Source organism: Saccharothrix coeruleofusca, from assembly GCF_014648515.1.
GTDB classification, from domain to species: Bacteria; Actinomycetota; Actinomycetes; order Mycobacteriales; family Pseudonocardiaceae; genus Actinosynnema; species Actinosynnema coeruleofuscum.
Map to the genome: position 1 here is coordinate 314,115 of NZ_BMRG01000004.1, position 17,570 is coordinate 331,684.

The window sequence follows — 17,570 nt, forward strand, 5'->3', positions numbered from 1 at the left end:
GGTGGCCGGAGCAGGGAGCGCGCCGGGCGGGGCCGGTCTCGGCAAGCTCAGCGGCTTACGGCGATCTCCTGCTCCACGCGTGACAGCTTCTCAGGGTTGCGCACGTGGTAGGCGCCGGTGACGTAGCCGTTCTCGACCCGCACCGCGAGCACGCCGTCGATCTCCCCGTTGACGCGGATGAGCAGTCCTGGGCCACCGTTGATCTGTACCGGCTCGACTGACCTTCCTGCGTCGCGTTTCCACCAGCCGGCGGCCAGCAGACGAGCCACGTTGTCCGCGCCGATGATGGGCCGCAGCAGGGCGTGTTTGACTCCTCCGCCGTCGCTGAGGGCGACGACGTCCGGCGCGAGGATGTCGAGCAGGCTCTGCAGGTCGCCGGTTTCGACCGCTGATTGGAAGGCCTGGAGTGCGGCCCGGTGCTCGGCGGGGGAACCGGTGCCGCGCGGTCTGCGCGCGGCGACGTGTGCCCGTGCCCGGTGGGCGATCTGGCGCACCGCGGCCGGGGTCTTGTCGACGGCTTCCGCGATCTCGTCGTAGTCGAGGTCGAACACTTCACGCAGCACGAACACTGCCCGCTCGGTCGGGACGAGCGTCTCCAGCACCAGCAGCATCGCTATCGAGACGCTCTCGGCGAGTTCGACGTCCTCGGCCACGTCCGGGGCGGTCAGCAGCGGCTCGGGCAGCCACGGGCCGACGTAGGACTCCTTGCGCCTGTCGAGCGTCCGCAGTCGTTTGAGCGCCTGCCGGGTGGTGATCCGGATCAGGAACGCGCGCGGGTCCAGCACCGTGTCGAGGTCGACGCCCACCCACCGCAGCCAGGTCTCCTGCAGGACATCCTCGGCATCGGTAGCTGAACCGAGCATCTCGTAGGCCACGGTGAACAGCAGGTTGCGATGGGCCACGAACGCCTTGGTCGCCGAGTCCATGGCGCGGTCCACGTGGCTGCCACGAGCGAAGGGGCCTGCCGCGTCCGTCGGTTGCTCGCGTCGTTCGCCCATCGCTGGTTCTCGCCTGTTCGTTCGCGACCGTGCCATGTCCATACGATCCCGCCCCTCACCGCTTTGTGACACCAACTATCGGTGGCCCCCGTCACATGGCCGAACTGTCACAGGGAGCAGGTCACCGGGATCTCTTGCTCGTCACAACGCGACACCACGAGTGAGGAAGTCCTGACCATGTCCACAAGCACGACGACCGACCCGCGGTCGCGCATGCCCAACCCCATCCGGTTCGTCCCAGAGATGGCGGAAGTCGCCGGAGCCCTGCACAAAGTCCTCAGGAACGATGCGATTCCCCCGGCGACCGTCAGCCTGATGCAGCTGCGCGCCGGGCAGATCCTCGGCAGCACGTACTTCACCGTCCGGGAAACCAACAGCCTTCGCGGGCTCGGGGAATCGGAGAAGCGCATCACCGCCGTGGCCACCTGGCAGGACGCCACCTACTTCACCGCCGCCGAACGGGTCGCGCTGGAGCTCGTGGAGGCTGTCCTCACCCCGAACCCGTCCGGGGAGCGCGTCCCCGACGAGTTGTACGCCAAGGCATCCGCGCACTACGACGACAAGGCGCTCTGGACGCTCGTCATGGTGATCGCCCACATCGGCTTCTTCACCCCCGCCGCGCTCATCGCCAAGCCGATTCCCGGCATGCCCCCCGGCCAGAACTACAGCGAGTAAGAAGGGCACACACCATGAGCACCACCAAGTTCGCGGTGGCAGGAGCGACCGGGCGGCTGGGCCGCCACGTCGTCGACGTCCTCACCGAACGGGGGCACCGTGTCGTGCCGATGTCCCGGGCCACCGGCGTGGACATCATCACCGGTGATGGCCTCGCCGCGGCGCTCACCGGAGTCGAGGTGATCATCGACGTCGCCTCGTGGCACGGCTCCGAGCAGGAGGCGGCGACCGAGTTCTTCCGCACGTCGGCCCGCAACCTGCAGGAGGCGGGCCAGAAGGCGGGGGTCGCCCAGATCACCGTGGCGTCCATCATCGGCGTCGACAAGGCCACCGCCGGTTTCCTCGCCGCCAAGAAGGTGCACGAGGAGCTCCTCCTGTCCGGCCCGCTCCCCGCTCGCGTCCTGCGGGCCGCGCAGTTCCACGAATTCGTCGGGCAGCTCTTGGACTGGCAGCAGAGCGACGTCGCCTACATCCCGGCCCTGCCCACCCAGCTCGTGGCCTGCCGCACCGTGGCCGAGGAACTGGTCGACCTGGCCACCGACCCCGGCGCGACCGCCCCTGAAACACCGATCCCCGAGATCGCCGGACCCCGCAAGGAAACCATGGCCGAGGCGGCCCAACTCCTCGGCGCCCGTCGAGGCATCAAGGTCGTCGGCGTCGGCGGCTCCGGCATACCCGATGCCGAGATCGCCGCCAACGGCGGGTTCCTGCCCAGCCCGCACGCCAAGCTCGCAGGACCCACCTTCCAGGAGTGGCTCGACACCCACCCCTGAACCGGCCTGCCCTACGGCGCGGCCTTGCCCTTGTTCTCGGAACGCCACGGCCCGAAGTTTCGAGAACAAGGGCCCCTCCGGACCTTGCGCTCGGGGACTCGGTAGTTCCTCTGAGCCAAACACAACGCGATACCCCGACAACTGCGACACCGACGCAACTGCGACAGCTTGACTGTTTACATGACCCTTGCGGTTGTGGTGGCCTGTCCTGCGGATCTCGGCTTGGCGTCAACGGCTGTACCGCTGCTGTTCAGCCCCGACTACCTGTTCGGGTTATCCGCAGCCGGTCGAAATCTGCTCCCGTATCCGTCCCGCCCGGTCGGTCGGTCCGGGCGGGACGGAAGCGGAATGCACGACCTCGTGACGCACTTGCCTCGTTGGTCACTCACGGTGAGGACGGTGCCTCGGTGCCGTCGGGTGTGACCCGTGCGGACTCCAGCATGGCGATGACAGCGTGCAGGGTGTTCCGCGCCCCGTGCTCGACATCCGCCTGCTCCCGGTCGGCGGGGTCCTGCGTCGGGGTGGCGGGATCGGTCCGGGCCGTGGCGAGGAGGCGGTCGATCAGCTCGCGGTGGCGGTCGTGGGCCCGCTGGAGCCGGTCGGCTCGTTCGGTCTGGGCGCCGAGCTGGCGGCCGAGGTCGAGAACACGGCGCTCGTGCTGCTCGCGCAGCGCCGCGAGCTCCGCGCGGGCCTGCTCGACGCGGCGCTCGGCGTCGGCGACGGCCTGGTCGATCCGGTGTGTGGCGTCGGCCGCGGCCTGGGCGAGGCGGTGCTCGGTGTCGGCGCGCAGCCGGTCGGCGGCCCGTGCGGCCTCGTGCAGGCGTTCGTCGCGGTCGCGGAGTTGGTCACGCAGGCTCTCGACCTGGGCGCGCAGTGCCGCCGCCTGCTCGCGGGCCGCGGCGGCGGCGTCGGCGGCGGCCTGGACGCGCCGATCGGCGGTGGCGGTGATGTCGGTGACCGTGGCCGCTGCGGTGGCGGCGGCCTGGTCGGCCTGCTCACGGGCGGCGTCGCGTTCGGCGCGCAGGCGTTCCTGAGCGCGCAGGGCGTCCTGGGTGGCCTGTTCAGCGGTGTCGCGGGCGCGCAGCGCCTCGGTGCGCTGGGCGCGGGCCTGCCGAGCCTGGTCGAGGGCGTCGTCGCGGGCGACCTCGGCGGCCAGGGCGCGCTGGTCGGCCTGCTCGCGGGCGGCCGTGGCCTGCTCGGCGGCCTGCTCGGCGCGTTCGACGCGGGCGATGAGGTCGTCCCGCAGCGTAGTGAGCAGGGTACGGGCGCCTTGGGCGGACTCGACGAGGTCCTGCAGGGGTTCCCAGGCCTCGTCGAGGTGTCCGGCCAGTTCGACCACGCTCTGGCGCAGCGCGGCGGGCCCGCCGGCGGTGTCCGCCGCGCGGGCGGCGATCCGCTCGGCGCGGGCGCGGGCCGCGCAGTCGCGCTGGTCGGGCGGGCAGTAGCGGGGCGGGCGCCCAGTGGGTTTGCGGGCGGTCACCGGACGCCCGCAGTGGGCGCACGGGCGGGTTCGGGGCTCCGGGGCGGGCGTCACCTGCGGCTCTGCGGCGTTCATCATCCGATCATGCTAGCCGAGTTTACGTTTCTAGAAACGACAACACGCCACTGTTTCCGGAAACGAGAACTCGCCTGGCGATGTTGCCGAGATAAGTGACATTATGTCGGCAACGTGTGCTAAAGCGAATCTCGATGATGGTGTGGGCCGGACGGGTGCCGTCGCAGGACTAGGAGGTCGTCACCGTGACGAAAGGTGGTGGTGTCCTTTGATGGACCTATCACAGCCTTCTTCTCGCCGAGTCCCGGCAGAGGCAGACGTCCAAGGTCGTTGCCCCGGCGGGTCCGCGTCGCGGGTGACGGCCTGGCCGGGTGCGACCGCCTGGGTTCGCGGAGTGCCACGCGGCCATGGCCGCGCACCGCGGGCCGGCTCACCCATGTGGGCTTGCAGGCCGGTTATCCCGTCGACGACATCGTGGCCTTCACGGACAACGAGGGGTTCATCGCCGTACAGGTGAAGAAAGGCCTCAAGCTCGGCCGGACAGAGAAGTCCCCGCTGGGACAGGCGCTCGAGCAGGCGGTTCGGATGTTCCGTCGGAAACCGCCTGGCGCGGCAGCGGAATCGGGAACGGAACGGGAGTAGTGGAACCCGACGATCGACCACATCGTGATCGCGACCGACACGGATGCTCCCGAACCGGTCCGTCGCCACCTGGTGACCGTGGTCAACCGGCTCGCGACGGTGCCCCCCTTCCTCCGGCGAGGAGCAACTGGCCAACAGCGCGGGCGAGCGGACGGCGCTGGCGGTCTTCACCGGGCACGTACGACGACTGTGGCGACAGCAGGTCGGCTCGGAGATCGCGCGAGGATCTTCGCGCATTCTGTTCGGTGCTGCGGGTGATGGCGTTCGACCTCCAGCCGGGCGGACGGGACCCGCAGACCGTGCACGCCATGCTGGGCAGGACGATGGTCGATGCCTCCCAGGTCGACACAGCCTGGCGCAGTCTGCTGGTGACCTGCGAAAACCTGTCGACCGACCGAACATTCACCAACGCCCAGGAGCTGCGCGGCGAGCTTGCCGCCGACGAACTCGAATGCCGCCCACAGTGCGCTGCGCGACCGGCTCGCCGAAGCCGACAAGCTGTCGAAGTCCGACGCGCGGACCGCCCAGCGGTACAAGTCGGTAATGGCCGACCTGCAGGCGGACGGCTACCTCCGCCAGGCCGCCAGCCTGCAGCCGCAACTGACGCGGACACTGCGGGCGAGCGGACAGCACGACGCCGCGATGCGCGCGGCCGTCGGCGATCTCCCATCCTCGATCAAACGGTCGTTGACCTGGGACTGCGGCTCTGATATGGCCCTGCACAAGCAGGTGGCCGCCACCGGACTGCCGGTGTACTTCGCCCACCCGCACTCACCCTGGGAACGCGGCAGCAACGAGAACCTCAACCGCATCGTGCGCGAGTTCCTGCCCACGGGCGTCGACATCCCCTCCGACCCGCTACCTCGCCGCCATCGCCGCCGAGATCAACGACCGACTCGTAAGATCCACGACTGGAGAAAACCCAGCGAGGTATCCACCGAACTCCTCGAAGCGGATGCTTCCACCGCCTAAACTCGCCAACAGGTCGCTGACCAGGTGATTCGGCGGTTTTGTTGGGAACCTCGGTTATTGGAAGTTGCGGAGTCCGACATCACGGGCGTGGGTCCGTTGGGCTCATGGGATGGGCCGGGTTCGCCGGGCGTGGACCGGGAACCTCCCATCCAGCGCGGACAGCGGCACTGGTTACAGGGTCTATGATCCGTCGATGCCCTCGCCCCGCACTGGTTCAGTTCCCCGCGTTCCGGTACCACGAAGCCTCTCGGGAGAGTGCGAACAACGCGATGATGACGCTCCTGGTGGGCGTCCAGGTGCCGACGTAGTTCCTTGAACTCACCCGTGACTCGCCTCGGCAACTGTCGGAGGTCTTCCCTGCGATCCCTCACGTCGAACGGTTCGACCTGCGTCCGACCGTGTGAGGTAACTGGCCGAACCAGTTAGGCCGCCACCCGTGCCTCGACCTTCTGATGCTCCGACGATCCGCTGCTGAAGCCGTCGGCGGAGCAGCCTGGATCAGGTGCTCCGCCGACGGCGACGATCTACTAGAACCCGGACCAAGCGGGGGCGTGGCCACCTCGGCGAGCGCGTGACGGTCCCCTGCCAGGGCTCTGCTAATAAGTTCCTGTGCAGGTCCCGCCACCAACCGGCGTGCAGGCGTAGGCGAACAGGCCTGCGTCGTTGACCATGCCGGTGAATGTGGTGGTGGAACCGATGGGGATCGCCTTCCAGTACTCAGTTCCGCTGCTGCTATGGACGGACACATAGTCGCCGCCGACGCCGTTGCGGATGCGCCCCCACGCCGCTCGACAGGTCGGGCTGTAGCGCAGCTCGATCACCCTGCCTGAGATCGTCTTGCTCTTGGCGGTGATGGCATCGGAAGCGCACCCGGTCTTGTCCGGCCACTGTCCCGTGCAGGAGGACGCATAGCAGGTGGCCGCAGCCCCAATGGGCAGGTGACCGTCGTTTTCCGCGGAGGCCGAGGGAGTGGACGCCAATGCAGCCAGTGTCGCACCGGCGAGCGTCAGAGCGCCAAAAAGTTTACGCATCAAAATTTCCTTCCACTAAGGGATGTCACGTAACTCGTCTTGTGCTGAGGGCCGAGCGCTTCCCGGTCAGCCGGTGAGGGTGAGGTTGTGGAGATGGGCGATTCCGGAGGCGGTGTCGTGCAGGGTGCGGGCGGCGCGGCGGTAGTCGCGCAGGATGTTCCAGTTCTTCATGCGGGCCAGGGCATGTTCGGCGTGGGCTCGGATTGACCGGCGGATGGTGCTGAGGTCTTCCTGCCAGTCGGCGAGTTGGCTGCCGTCGCGTGGTTTGCGATAGGGCATGATCACTTCGGGTTGCCCAGGTGGCCGCCGTCGGCCATGACGGGTTGGCCCGCGGGTGTGTCGGCGATGCCGGAGTCGCGATGGACGGTGCAGTCGTTGCGGTTGCCCGGCTTCGGTTTCCCGGTGGTGATGACCATGCGGGTGTCGGCGTCGATGGCCACCGGCAGGTTCGTGGAGTACCGGTAGTTCTTCGACCGGCCAGCCAGGCGGTGGTCGCGGGTGGGCACCAGGGTGCCGTCGATGATGACCTGGTCAACGCGACGGCACCGGAGCAGGGCCAGCGCGAGCAGCGGGCGAGGGTGTCGATGACCTGGTAGGCCGTGGCGTGGGAGACGCCGAACAGCGGCCCGAGTTGGCGCATGGTCAGGTTAGTGCGCTAGTAGGTGGCCATCAGCAGTACCCGGTCGGCCAGGCGGAACTGTCCTGGCTGCAAGCCGGTGAGGATGCGATCCACTCCGACCTGGACGCCGAGCTCACCTGCACGGTCACGTCATCCCAGCTGATCGGTCACCGAGTTGCGTGACACCCCATAGAGAATGCCCATCGACCGCCTCGTGTCGCCCATGCTCAGCCGACAGTCGCACCAGAGGATGCTCATCGACCACCGCGTATCACCCCAGCCCCGCCAACAGTCGTAGTCGAGAGCGCCAGGAATGTGCCCGGAGCTCGAGGGGTTGACGATGGCGTTGCCGCGCGCCTCGCAACTGGCTACCGAGTAGAACCAGTTCTCGTAGTAGACCTCCCAGCCCGGAACCTTCTGGGCCGCCACTTGTGGCGCTTCTACGGAGGGTTCAGTGGCGGCAGCCTGCGTCGCGGTGACAGTTCCGAAGCCGAGGAGCATGGCGCACATGGCCCCGCTTACAGCGAACCTCGAGAAGTTCATGACAAACTCCCTCGTCTGTTCAGGTACAGCTTTTATCGATCGCGTTGAACGTACCTCCAGGCATCAGGGACCGGTCCCGACATCCTTGCCGAGACGTGCACGACTGTCGCTCGATCGGAAGGATGACCTTCCATTGCCACAGACGCCACAATGGCTCCTCGGTAGTGATCACGTTTCCATTCGGTGGTCACCGTGAGGTTCCCCGGTAGCTCGGAGACTTCCAAGCATGGTCCGATAGGGCCTGAAGGGAGTCGTCCGTGGCAGCACCGAAGAAGTACCCCGACGAGTTGAGGGCTCGCGCGGTCCGGCTGTATCGGGAGCCGGATCCCAAGCCGGTGATCCGACGGCTGGCCGAGCAGCTCGGCGTGCATCACGAAGCACTGCGCAACTGGATCCGACCGGACGAGGCCGACCGCGGCGAGCGCGACGACCGGCCCACGACCAGCGAGTCCGAGGGACTGCGCCGACTGCGGCCCCACGGCACGCAGGTTCGCCCTGGCGGTACTCGAAGGAACTCGATTCCTGGCGTCCACATTCCCGGCACAGCTGGTTCCGGCGGCCGGAGAACCTGCGCGGAATGACACGTGGGACCTCAGCGAAATCGACCAAAGCACGTTCCCGCTCTGACGGTGGACGGTCGGTGCCACCCGGCCGCCCACGAATGCCGCCAGCCGTCTCGTCGCGCCACCGCGGCGCAGTCGACATCGAGGAGCACCGGGCAGGGTGCTGTCAGCAGTAATCGGGTGCGTATCGCAGACGACAGACGACCAACTCCGCCGGTCTGGTTGAACGCGTGGATCACGTCACGCATGTAGTCCTCGTTCACCTGCATCAACGAGGTGATGTCCCGGACCGCCCGGCCCTGGCCGGACATCAACACCACGATCACCCGCCGCAACCGCACCGGCTCCTTCGCGGTCCTGGTGACCCACTGAAGCTTCCGGCTATCCTCCCATCGGCAACGGCCTCACCAACCAATCGATTACCGGGCCAACCCCCAAGACGCGCCCCTAGCGTCGACCGCTGCCGCCGACGCCGGTGCGTTCGCGCACGATCATCAGAAGGTCGATCGCCTCGCGCAGTGCGGCGCTGTGCTTCGCGGGGTCCACCTCGGCCAGTTCGCGATAGAGCACGACCGACCGCGCCACCGCCTGCATCGCCCTTCCGGGGTCCGTGGCCTGGCCCACCAGTGCCGCCGCGAACCTCATCAGCGCGAGTGCCAGAAGAGGGCGGAACGTCCCGTGATCGGTTTCGGCCAGCTCGTCGAAGTACTCGACCGCACGTCCGAGGAACCCGATGACTTCGCGATTCCGGTCCGTCCCGACCAGACGCAGGGCGTGGATGTACACGGTCCCCGCCAATCGCGGGAGGTGGGTAGCACGATCGTGGGTGGTCAACACCTCGAGAACTTCGATGAGACGTGCCGAGTACACGAGAGTTTCAGGCCACAGCTCGGCCTCGGCCAACCTGGTCACGTGATTCTCGAGGATCATCGCGTAATAGGGGAGGTTGGCCGAATCGGCCTCTATCATTTCACTGAAGTACTCGACAGCCCTCGTATAGCAGGCCAGGGCGTCAGCTTTCCGTCCGGCTGCGGTGAGAAAGCCCGCATGGTTGTTCACCATTCCGGCGAGCTTCGCCAGGTAGGCGGGGCGGTTCGTCTCGACCAGCTCACCGAGGTAGTCGATGGCTCGCGCGGAATGGCGCAGGGCAACCGCCGGGTGCCCGCTCTCCGCCAGGTTGACGGCGTGGTTCTGCAACGCCGTGGCCAGCTCGGGCAGATGGGCGGCCCGGTTGGTCCGGGCCGCCTCGTCATAGCAGGCGACCGCCCGCCCGGAGGCGGTCACCGCAGCAGGCAGCCGTGCGGTGCCCCGCAGCGCGACGGCGTGGTTGGCCAGTGACAACGCCAGACCCGGCAGGTAGGCGGCGCGGTTGTCGGCGGCCAGTTCCTCGTGCAGGCCGACGGCCCGCTGGGAGTGGATGAGAGCATCCGCCGGCCGGCCGAGGTCCACCAACAGCGCTGCGCGATTGGTGATCGCCATCGCAAGATCCGCCAGATGCGTGGCGCGGTCCTGCTCGGCCAGTTCCTCGTGCAGGCGGATGGCGTGGTGGGAGACCTCCAGGGCCTCTGCCCGCCGACCGGCCTCGACCAGCCGGGTCGCGTGGGCCAGCAGGACACCCGCCAGTTGAGGAAGGTGCGTGTCCCGGTCGGATCGGGCCAGTTCCGTCAACAAGTCGACAGCCCGTTGGGACAGCGACAGCGCTTCGGACCGACGCCCTACGGCCGCCAACCGGACGGCATGGTTACCGAGTGCTGCCCCCAGGTGGGGCGTGGGGGCGTGTTCGGCCAGTTTCTCGTACAGGTCGACCGTACGCCGCGAGTAGCCGAGGGCCTCCACCAACGATCCGCTAGACGCCAATCGGGCCGCACAGGTCGCCGTGCACGCCGCGAGCTGGGGCAGGTAAGCGATCGGACTGGTTTCGGCAAGCTCCTCGAACAGCCCGACAGCGCGGGTGGATGCCGCCAATGCCTCCTGCGTCCTGCCCGCTCCAGTCAGCAGATTCGCGTGGTTTCGCACCGACGGGGCGAACAGCACCAGCTCCCCGCGGTTCGCCGCGACCAACTCCTCGCCCAACGCCACAGCACGGTAGGAGGCATCCAGGGCATCTTGGAGCTGCCCTGCCTCCGCCAGCCGCGCCGCGTGCCCGCCGACCGACATCGTGAGGTACCGGAGGTGCGCAGCGCGATTGGCGGCCACCAGTTCCTCGCTCAGCTCCACGGCGCGGCGGGTCGCCTCCAACGCGTCCTGGGGTCGTCCGGCGTGGGCCAACCGGCCTGCGTGGTTGTGCGTCGCCAGCGCCAAATCGGGCAGGTTCCGGGCGCGGTCGTGCCCGACCAGTTCCGTGAACAGGGCGACGGCACGGAACGACGCCCCAAGGGACTCCTCGGCTTCTCCGACTTCGGCTGCCGCAGTGGCCAAGTTGCTCACCGACATCGCTAGGCCGTAGAGGTGCTTCCTGCGGCCGTCCGCAACCAGGTTCTCGTTCAGCCCGACCACACGGCGGAACATCTCCAGCGCCTTCTCCGGCTGTCCGGCCTCCGCCAGCCTGCACGCCAGGCTGCCCACCGTCCGTACGAGTCGCGGGAGGTGGGCGGTGTGATCGGTCCCGGCCAACTCCTCGCATAGCTCGGCCGCGCGGCTGGCGGCGTCGAGCGCGTCCTGCCTGCGCCCGACCTCAGCCAACCGGATGGCGAGGCTGTCCAACGATCCGACCATGTCTTCGAGGTGGACCGCGCGGTGTCGTCGGAATGGTTCGCCCAGCAGGGCGACCGACTGTTCGGCCTGATCGAGCGCTTCGTCGAACCGGCCGACGGCGGCGAGCCGCCAGCTGTGGCCGGCGAGCAGTCCCGCCCTGACCCCATCGGGGAGGGAGGCCCCCAGCCGGGCCACCACGACACCGGAGATCGCCGCGGCGCCGAGGTCGAGATCGACGTGCCGCCCCGAGGGGAGGTGCCGCCAGATGGACAGGACCACGTCGTCGGGAATCTCGCCGATGCCGGCGACGGCGGTCAGGGCGGCGCTGCCGGCCTCGACCGCGAGCCGGGGATCGGCGCGCAACAACGGGTAGAGCACGTCGCGGCCGACGTGCGGCCAGCGGACGGCGGCGGCGGCGAGGAACGTGATCGCACGGGCGGCGATGTCAGACCGGACCCCGTCCGTCGCGGTCAACAGGACGGAGGGGACGTCGAAGGTCCAGGGATCGGGGTCGTAGGCGTTGACGTCGTGGCCCGGTACGAGCAGACCGAGGAAGTCCTCGGCGAGACGATCGGGGTAGAGGGGCTCCAGGACGAGCGCGTTGTCCACCGGCGGGTAGCAGAAGCGGTGGTCGACCAGGATGTGCTCGGGATGGTCGGGCAGGTCCACCGCCCGCAGCACCCAGGTCCCGACCGCGTGCCGGACCGCGCCGGTGAGCGTCGCGATGAACACCGCTTTGGCCATGACGGCAGGTCGCGTCCGGAAGTCCTGACCGTGGCCGCCCGCATCGGACAACCGCTGCCAGGCCCGGTACTCGCGGTCCAGGAGGTAGGCGGACAGCTCGTGCGGCCCGCCCGGCGGACGGAGGCCGCGGCAGTGCGCGTCCACCGCGACCAGAGCCGCCATGTGGACGGTGAGCGTCAGCCCGAAGTCGCGGTGGTCGAGCGCGTCGGGCGGCCCCACGGCCGTCACGTCGGGAACGTCGTACAGGTCGGCCTCGCCGTACCGGTTGCGCGCGGCGATGAACATCGCGAGCCGGTCTGACTCCAGCGACGGCAACCGGAGGTCGTCGACCCCGGCACCACGGTCGGCGAGTTCACCTCGCAGCGCGGCGAACCACCGGACCGTCCGTCCGATCAGGAGAACACGGGTGCAGGGCGACTGGTGGAGCACCGGATCGGAGAGCAGGTGTTCCAGTTCGCTGTGCGCCCATCGATCGGCGTAGTCGACGATCAGCAGCACGCCGTCCGTGCCGTGACCTGTCCGGTCGACCGGACCACCCGGCGCCATGACGGTCGACGTGCCGTGGAAACCTGCTTGGAGGACACGCCATCGGCGGGACGCCGTCGCCTGGTCGTTCCGGGACTGCTCGGCGAACTCCGCGGCCAACCTGGTCTTGCCCTGCCCGCCCGGCCCGTGCAGCAACAGTACCGACAACCGGCTCTCCGGCTGGTCCCGCCACTGCCGGAGGCGGCGCAGTTCCGCGTCCCGACCGAGGAACGGCACGACACGACTGCGGGCGTCCAGCAGACGACTGGGCTGCTCCATCAGCCAGTCAACGTCGGGTGTGCCGGGGACTTGTAGTTCCTCGAGGACGTGGTGGCGGGTCCCGGCGTGGTGATGGATGTGTATCCCGCCCTCGACCGTTCCTGCCTGCACCAGGGCGCCGGACACCACGCCGGACACCAGGTTGACCACGTCGTGTGCCGAAGGGCCGAACCCCGCAGTCATCGGTCGACCGACCGTCGTGCGAGCGTGGCAGGCATGATCGAGCTCTCCAGGTTCCCTGCACCATCGGATCTCGCCACGGGTTCACCTTTCCTGCACCCGGCTCGGAGTACTCGTCCGCTGACGTGAAACGCCAGGATTCACCCATCCGCTGGTCCTGACATCGCAAAAGTCGGGCCACCACGTTCACCGGACGAACAGGTGTCACACCGAGCAAGCGCGCAGGAAGCGGATCAGCCCGCGCCGAGGTCCAGGTTCCGATCGACCAAGCCCGCGCGGATGCGCGGGTGGAAGTCGACCGCGCCAAGGCCGAGGCCGCTGCCCCGGTGGAGCGGGGGCGGGTCTCCGCGCGGAGACCGAAGCAGCGGTGCGGGCTCGGACTGCGAAGAGCGGACCGAGCAGATCGCGGTGGACGCCCGCACCGAACTCGACCACACCCGCGCCGAGCTGGCCGAACTGTGGCGCGATCACCAGGACCGGCTCGACCGGGTGGAGCGGTCCGCACGGGAGCGCCTGGCCGCCTTGGAGGAGGGGCGGGCGTAGACGCTGGCCCGCGCGGAACGGGCCGAAGCGCGGTTGGACCGCGCCTTGGCCGAGGTGGGCCGGTTGCGCGCCGAACCCGTGACCGGACAGCGTCGCGGGCTGGGCGCGGCCTTGTCAGCGGGCGATCTTCTCGATGGCGGCGGGGGTGACGGGGGTGAAGAAGTTGACGAGGTTGCCGTCGGGGTCGCGGAGCAGGAGGGCGCGGTTGCCCCAGGGCATCGTGGTGGGTTCGTTGACGAACTCCTCCACGAAGCCGGTCAGGTTCTGGTACAGGGCGTCCACGTCGTCGACGAGGAACTCGATGATCACGCTGCGGTTGTCCGCCGGGTGGGCGGAGCCGGGCGCGAACAGGGGAACGGTGCGGGTGCTGCCGATCGCGAGGGTGGCCGAGGCCGTCCTGAGCTCGGCGAAGTCCTCGTTGGCCCAGCTCGCCCGCACCCCGGTGGCGCGTTCGTAGAAGTCGACGAGGCGGGCGACGTCGCCGGTGATGACGCGGGTCGAGACGAAGTGCACGGATTCTCCTTGGTCGGTCGGTGCTGCTGAACGCACGCTATGACCAATACCGGGCAGAATCCGCCCGGTATTGGTGGGAGACTTCCGGATGTGCCCCAGCCCACTGCTCGCGTGCTCACCCTGCTGGAGCTCCTGCAGTCAGGAGGCGTTCGCACCGTGGCCGAACTCGCCGACCGGCTCGGCGTGGACGAGCGCACAGTGCGGCGTTACGTCAACCACCTCGTCGACCTCGACGTGCCCGTCGAGTCGGTGCGCGGCCGCTACGGCGGCTACCGGCTCGCCCCCGGCTATCGCATGCCTCCGCTCATGCTCAACGACGACGAAGCGCTCGCCGTGCTGCTCGGCTTGGTGGCAGGACGGCGAGCCGGTTTGATGACGGGCACGGGTACGGCGGGGGAGACGGCAGCGGCGAAGATCCGGAGGGTGCTGCCTGAGCGGCTCGGCCGCAGACTCGACGCCGTGCTGGGCTCCCTCGCCTTCACCGCTCCAGCCGGTGAGCCGACCGCCCCTGAGTCGGCGGTCCTGCTCTCGATCGCCGACGCGGTCAGCCACCACCGGCCGATCTCGATTCGGTACACCGCCGCGGATGGCAGGCGCAGTGAACGCACCTTGCACCCGTACGGACTGGTCACCCACTCGGGCAGGTGGTACGTGACGGGCGTCGATCCCGCGATCGGCGAGGACCGGACGTTCCGACTGGACCGCATCGCCAGTGCGAGGGCCCTGCCCGGCTCGTTCGACCCGCCCGACGGGCCCGATCCGGTGAAGCGAGTCCTCACAGGACTCGCCACCACTCCGTACCGGCACGAGGTGGTGCTGCGGGTCCGGGGCACCGCCGAGCAGATCCACACGCGGCTCCCCGCCGGAATCGCGACCGTGACGGAAGCGCCGTCGGTGGACCGAGCGGGCTCGGACAGCACGCGCTGGTCCCGCGTCGAATTGCGGGTGGAACGGCTCGACTGGCTGCCCGGTGTGCTCGCGTCGTTGGACCTGCCGTTCCTGATCGAACGCCCCGACGAGCTCCGTGACCTCGTCGGGGCGCTGGCCGACCGGCTCGCGCACTCGGCCCGGAGGCGTCCGTCCCGCGCGGGCCCGCAACTCGACGGGTAGTGGCAAGACCACCTTCCGGTTGGCGTTGATCCGCGAGGCCACCGGCCGGTCTCACCGCGGAAGGCCGATCCGTACCTCTCCACCGACGCCCGTGACGGCCAGCAGGTCCGCGCCTTCGTCGAGCAGGTCCTGGCGCTGGTCGCGGGTCAGCGGTCGGAACAGCTCGACCCGCAGCCCGTCGGGTGTGAGCCGCCATGTGCCGTGGACGAAGCCGTCGACCAGGACGGTCGGCTTGCCGCCCACGACGATGCCGCGCCGGTAGTCCTCCTCGGAGATCACGCGCGTGCGGTCGTCGTGGCCGAGCAGGAGGTTGTCGAACTCGGGCAGGAAGCGCACCGGCGCTGGGGTGTCGGGGTCGGGCAACTCGGCCTCGGGCAGGTCGAGCAGTTCGCGGCCGTGCTCGTCGCGCAGCACCCGCAGTTCCATCGCCTCGATCACGGGCCGCAGGCCGCTCAGCCCGGACCACGCCCGCACGTCCCCGACCGTGGCGGGGCCGAACGCGGCCAGGTAGCGGCGGACCAGACCGGCGGGGTCGGCGTGCTCGCCCGACTCGCCCAGCCAGTGGGAGGCGGTGGTCCAGCGGGCCTGGCCCGAGCTGCCCCACACCCCGCGCGGCGGGACCTGCACCACGGGCACCAGGTAGGTGGCGGCCTGGCCGAGGGCTTGCGGGATGGTCCCCGGCCAGTGCGGGGCGAGTGCGTCGCCCAGTTCGCGCCGGGTGAGCGGGCCCTCGGCGACCAGCGCGGCCACCTGCTCGCCGAACCGGACGGGGTCCAGTCCGTCGAGCGCGGAGCGGAACGGCGATGAGGCGAACCGGCGGCGCACCAACGGGCGCAGCGCCGGTTCGACACGGCCGTGGTCGGCGGCGGTGACCAGGTGGATCGTGACGCGGTGCAGCGGGGCTCGCACCACCTGGCGGGTGGTGAGCAGCTCTGCCAGGTGGTGCGGGTGGAAGTCGCGCAGTCGGGACCACAAGCCGTAGTAGGGCGCCATCGGTTCCTGGGCCTGCATCCCGACCAGGTGCTCCACCGCGTCGGTCACCGGCAGGTCGGCCCGGTCGAGCAGCAGTTGGCGGTGCAGGGTGGCCCGGTTGAGCGCGCGGGTGGTGATCACGACCGCACGCTAGGCGTGATCGCGGACAGGTTCGGTCCTGGATCTGCCTTCCCGGCGAGTCGAACCTCCGGACATCGCGAACTGAACGTTCGCCCACGTCGGGTAGTGGTTACCGGCCTCCCGGCCCTGTCGGGTAGTACTCGCTGGCGCGGTGGGGTCAGCGGGCGTCGACTTCGCGGCGCAGGGCGACGGCGTCGGCCCGGACGCGGTGCGGGGGTTCGCGGTCGAGCAGGGCTCGTCGCATCAGCACCGCGATGGCCTGCTGGTCGGCGGGCAGGAAACCCCGCCGGGTGATCTCCTGGGTGCCGATGCGCAGCCCGCGCAGGCCCTCGTCGGGGTGCTGCCAGGGCAGGCCGATGCCGCTGAGGTAGATGCCCGCCTCGCCGAGCAGCACCGCCGCCGCGTCACCGCCGCCCAACGGCGCGGCGTCGACGGCCACGTGGTGGGAGCGGGTGAACTCCGCGTCGCGGCGGGCGAGCCGGAAGCCGTTGTCGTGCAGGGCTTGGGCGAGCGCCTGGGCGTTGGTGACGCAGTCGGTGGCGTAGGCGCCGCCCCACTCGGCCAGCTCCGCCGCGGTGACGGCCAGCGCGCCGAGCCTGCCCGCGTCGTAGTTGGCCAGCATCCCCGGATAGGCCACGGCGGACACGCGCCGGGCCAGTTCGGGGTCGCGGGTGACCACGCAGCCGCCGGACGGGCCGCCGAAGGACTTGTAGGTGGAGAAGGTCAGCACGTGCGCGCCCTCGTGCAGCGGGCGCTGGAACACCTTGCCCGCCACCAGTCCGGCCACGTGGGATGCGTCGTAGAGCAGCACCGCGCCGACCTCGTCGGCCGCCGCGCGGGCCGCGGCCACGTCGTGCGGGAACAGCATGAGGCTGGCGCCGATGACCACGATCCGGGGCCGGTGCGCGCGCAGGAACGCGGGCAGCCGGTCGTAGTCGATGTCCAGCGACTCCGGGTCGTAGGGCAGGTCCACCACGGTCAGGCCGCGGATGGCGGGCGCACCTTGGGCGTGGTGGCTGGCGTGGCCGCCCGCCGCCTCGGGCAGCACGGCGATCGTGTCGCCGGGGCGGGCGAAGGCGGCGTAGACGGCGAGGTTGGCCAGCGTGGCGCTCTGCAGCCGCACCTCGGCGTGCGCGCCTTCCACCAGCTCGGCCACCAGCAGCGGGGCCAGCACCTCCAGGGTGTCCAGGTGCTCCAGGCCGACCTGGTACTTCTCGCCCGGCCAGCCCATGCTGGGCCTGCTGGACACGCTGGTGCGGTGCGCCGCCGCGGCGGCGGGACTGAGCACGTTGGTACCCGCGTAGAGCACGATGCCGTCGTCGTCGAACTGCGCGGTGTGGGCGTCGAGCGCCTTGCGGACGGTGTCGGCGACCCCGGCCGCGGTCAGGTCGGCGGACACGGTGGCTTCGACCTCGGCCAGGCGGCGCTGCGCCCCTGCCGAGGCCCACGGCGCGATGCGGCTGCTGGTCACTGGGCGGCTGTTGGTCACGGTGCGGACGTTAGGGGTGCGGCGCCTGCCGGGGCGACCGCGCGCGGTAGGGACTTGTTCCTACAGTTG

The 17,570-nt window shown here is 69.7% G+C and carries 14 protein-coding genes and 2 pseudogenes; 7 read left to right on the forward strand and 9 right to left on the reverse strand.

Annotated elements, in window-relative coordinates; translation table 11 throughout:
* Positions 1-47: 47 nt before the first annotated feature.
* A complete protein-coding gene (locus tag IEZ00_RS13575) occupies positions 48-926 on the reverse strand; it encodes an RNA polymerase sigma-70 factor (RefSeq protein ID WP_229795585.1) in 879 nt (292 codons plus the stop codon).
* 249 nt (positions 927-1,175) lie between these two features.
* Here IEZ00_RS13575 and IEZ00_RS13580 point away from each other — a divergent pair, with 249 nt between their 5' ends.
* Both IEZ00_RS13580 and IEZ00_RS13585 read left to right on the forward strand, forming a co-directional pair.
* Positions 1,176-1,673, forward strand: a complete 498-nt coding sequence (locus tag IEZ00_RS13580) for a carboxymuconolactone decarboxylase family protein (protein ID WP_189223580.1) — start codon at positions 1,176-1,178, stop codon at positions 1,671-1,673.
* A 14-nt stretch (positions 1,674-1,687) separates the two neighbouring features.
* The gene (locus IEZ00_RS13585; RefSeq protein WP_189223581.1) at positions 1,688-2,446 is read left to right on the forward strand and encodes an SDR family oxidoreductase; all 759 of its coding nucleotides are present in this window, start codon (positions 1,688-1,690) and stop codon (positions 2,444-2,446) included.
* Between the two features lie 385 nt (positions 2,447-2,831).
* On the opposite strand, the gene IEZ00_RS13590 is transcribed toward IEZ00_RS13585, so the two are convergent.
* The gene (locus IEZ00_RS13590) at positions 2,832-4,004 is read right to left on the reverse strand and encodes a coiled-coil domain-containing protein (RefSeq protein WP_194523939.1); all 1,173 of its coding nucleotides are present in this window, start codon (positions 4,002-4,004) and stop codon (positions 2,832-2,834) included.
* A 375-nt stretch (positions 4,005-4,379) separates the two neighbouring features.
* Here IEZ00_RS13590 and IEZ00_RS13595 point away from each other — a divergent pair, with 375 nt between their 5' ends.
* Complete coding sequence (locus IEZ00_RS13595) at positions 4,380-4,583, forward strand: hypothetical protein (RefSeq protein ID WP_189223583.1); 204 nt, start codon at positions 4,380-4,382, stop codon at positions 4,581-4,583.
* Between the two features lie 639 nt (positions 4,584-5,222).
* Positions 5,223-5,555, forward strand: a pseudogene (locus IEZ00_RS38335) (IS30 family transposase); the annotation flags it as partial.
* 596 nt (positions 5,556-6,151) lie between these two features.
* On the opposite strand, the gene IEZ00_RS13605 reads toward IEZ00_RS38335, so the two are convergent.
* From IEZ00_RS13605 to IEZ00_RS13615, 3 genes and pseudogenes are all read right to left on the reverse strand, one after another.
* Positions 6,152-6,586 (reverse strand): DUF2690 domain-containing protein, encoded by a 435-nt coding sequence (locus IEZ00_RS13605; RefSeq protein ID WP_189223585.1) that lies wholly within the window; start codon positions 6,584-6,586, stop codon positions 6,152-6,154.
* A gap of 66 nt (positions 6,587-6,652) precedes the next feature.
* Positions 6,653-7,348 (reverse strand): annotated as a pseudogene (locus IEZ00_RS13610) (transposase family protein).
* Between the two features lie 7 nt (positions 7,349-7,355).
* Positions 7,356-7,748, reverse strand: coding sequence for a hypothetical protein (locus IEZ00_RS13615; RefSeq protein WP_189223586.1), 393 nt, complete (start codon positions 7,746-7,748; stop codon positions 7,356-7,358).
* Between the two features lie 257 nt (positions 7,749-8,005).
* Between IEZ00_RS13615 and IEZ00_RS13620 the strand changes: the two genes are divergently transcribed.
* Positions 8,006-8,329 (forward strand): transposase, encoded by a 324-nt coding sequence (locus IEZ00_RS13620; RefSeq protein WP_189223587.1) that lies wholly within the window; start codon positions 8,006-8,008, stop codon positions 8,327-8,329.
* 429 nt (positions 8,330-8,758) lie between these two features.
* Here the strand turns inward: IEZ00_RS13620 and IEZ00_RS13625 are convergent, their stop codons facing one another.
* Positions 8,759-12,736, reverse strand: coding sequence for a tetratricopeptide repeat protein (locus IEZ00_RS13625; RefSeq protein ID WP_189223588.1), 3,978 nt, complete (start codon positions 12,734-12,736; stop codon positions 8,759-8,761).
* Between the two features lie 405 nt (positions 12,737-13,141).
* Between IEZ00_RS13625 and IEZ00_RS37760 the strand changes: the two genes are divergently transcribed.
* Positions 13,142-13,276 (forward strand): hypothetical protein, encoded by a 135-nt coding sequence (locus IEZ00_RS37760; RefSeq protein ID WP_268248711.1) that lies wholly within the window; start codon positions 13,142-13,144, stop codon positions 13,274-13,276.
* Between the two features lie 114 nt (positions 13,277-13,390).
* Here IEZ00_RS37760 and IEZ00_RS13630 read toward each other — a convergent pair whose 3' ends face one another.
* Positions 13,391-13,789 (reverse strand): VOC family protein, encoded by a 399-nt coding sequence (locus IEZ00_RS13630; RefSeq protein WP_189223589.1) that lies wholly within the window; start codon positions 13,787-13,789, stop codon positions 13,391-13,393.
* 90 nt (positions 13,790-13,879) lie between these two features.
* Between IEZ00_RS13630 and IEZ00_RS13635 the strand changes: the two genes are divergently transcribed.
* Positions 13,880-14,899, forward strand: a complete 1,020-nt coding sequence (locus tag IEZ00_RS13635) for a helix-turn-helix transcriptional regulator (protein ID WP_189223899.1) — start codon at positions 13,880-13,882, stop codon at positions 14,897-14,899.
* A 51-nt stretch (positions 14,900-14,950) separates the two neighbouring features.
* Here the strand turns inward: IEZ00_RS13635 and IEZ00_RS13640 are convergent, their stop codons facing one another.
* Both IEZ00_RS13640 and glyA read right to left on the reverse strand, forming a co-directional pair.
* Positions 14,951-16,012: a winged helix DNA-binding domain-containing protein gene (locus IEZ00_RS13640; protein WP_189223590.1), complete on the reverse strand. Its 1,062-nt coding sequence runs from the start codon at positions 16,010-16,012 to the stop codon at positions 14,951-14,953.
* 157 nt (positions 16,013-16,169) lie between these two features.
* Positions 16,170-17,501, reverse strand: a complete 1,332-nt coding sequence (glyA, locus tag IEZ00_RS13645) for a serine hydroxymethyltransferase (RefSeq protein ID WP_229795587.1) — start codon at positions 17,499-17,501, stop codon at positions 16,170-16,172.
* Positions 17,502-17,570: the final 69 nt, after the last annotated feature.

Bases quoted from the DNA above. Each gene is read 5' to 3' on its own strand.
- IEZ00_RS13575 (WP_229795585.1), bottom strand. From the start codon at position 926: ATGGACTCGGCGACCAAGGCGTTCGTGGCCCATCGCAACCTGCTGTTC.
- IEZ00_RS13580 (WP_189223580.1), top strand. From the start codon at position 1,176: ATGTCCACAAGCACGACGACCGACCCGCGGTCGCGCATGCCCAACCCC.
- IEZ00_RS13585 (WP_189223581.1), top strand. From the start codon at position 1,688: ATGAGCACCACCAAGTTCGCGGTGGCAGGAGCGACCGGGCGGCTGGGC.
- IEZ00_RS13590 (WP_194523939.1), bottom strand. From the start codon at position 4,004: ATGATGAACGCCGCAGAGCCGCAGGTGACGCCCGCCCCGGAGCCCCGA.
- IEZ00_RS13605 (WP_189223585.1), bottom strand. From the start codon at position 6,586: ATGCGTAAACTTTTTGGCGCTCTGACGCTCGCCGGTGCGACACTGGCT.
- IEZ00_RS13615 (WP_189223586.1), bottom strand. From the start codon at position 7,748: ATGAACTTCTCGAGGTTCGCTGTAAGCGGGGCCATGTGCGCCATGCTC.
- IEZ00_RS13625 (WP_189223588.1), bottom strand. From the start codon at position 12,736: ATGACTGCGGGGTTCGGCCCTTCGGCACACGACGTGGTCAACCTGGTG.